Origin of the sequence: Mesorhizobium sp. M7A.F.Ca.US.014.04.1.1 (genome assembly GCF_003998745.1) — a bacterium.
GTDB lineage: Bacteria > Pseudomonadota > Alphaproteobacteria > Rhizobiales > Rhizobiaceae > Mesorhizobium > Mesorhizobium ciceri.
Genome location: NZ_RZRW01001306.1, coordinates 1 through 655, shown reverse-complemented (window position 1 = coordinate 655; position 655 = coordinate 1). Strand labels below are relative to the sequence as shown.

Genomic DNA, 655 nt, shown 5'->3' with positions numbered 1-655 from the left:
GTCGAGACCTATCTCGGCCTTCGGCTCGACCCACAAGAGAAATTCATCGACGCCTACCGCCGAGTCGGTCCCGCGCCGTTCAAGGAGGCGCTCTATGCTGGCGAAGCCAAGGCCGCTTGACCGTATTGGAGACGTCGATGACGGCATCGCCGCCAAAGCGGCAGGGCTCGACGCGCTCTATGGTCATCTGAAGCCGCTCGAGATCATCGAACGCTCGGCCCGCGAACTGTTCCTCGACGAGATCGCGGCGGTGTCGTCGTTCGGCGCGGATTCGGCTGTGCTGCTGCACATGATCGCCAAGATCGACCGGACGCTGCCGGTCATCTTCCTCGACACCGGCAAGCATTTCGAGGAGACGCTCGGCTATCGCGATGCGCTCGCCGCCGATTTCGGGCTGACCAACATAAGGGTGATCAAACCCGAGGAAGCAGCACTCGAACGGATCGATCCGACGGGCAATCTGCACCAAAGCGATACCGATGCCTGCTGCGACGTGCGCAAGGTGGAGCCGCTGGCGCGCGGTGTCGCGCCATTTCGTGCCTGGCTCACTGGCCGCAAGCGTTTTCAGGCCGCGACGCGGGCAGCGCTGCCGGTGTTCGAGGCGGTCGGTCCGCGCATCCGCATCAATCCGCTGGCGCATTGGACGACATCGGAC

General features: G+C 64.0%; 1 protein-coding gene. It reads left to right on the top strand.

Translation table 11 applies throughout. From position 1 onward, the window contains the following. Positions 1-94: 94 nt before the first annotated feature. The coding region (locus EOA22_RS36225) for a phosphoadenylyl-sulfate reductase (protein WP_127390743.1) at positions 95-655 on the top strand (561 nt) is incomplete at its 3' end.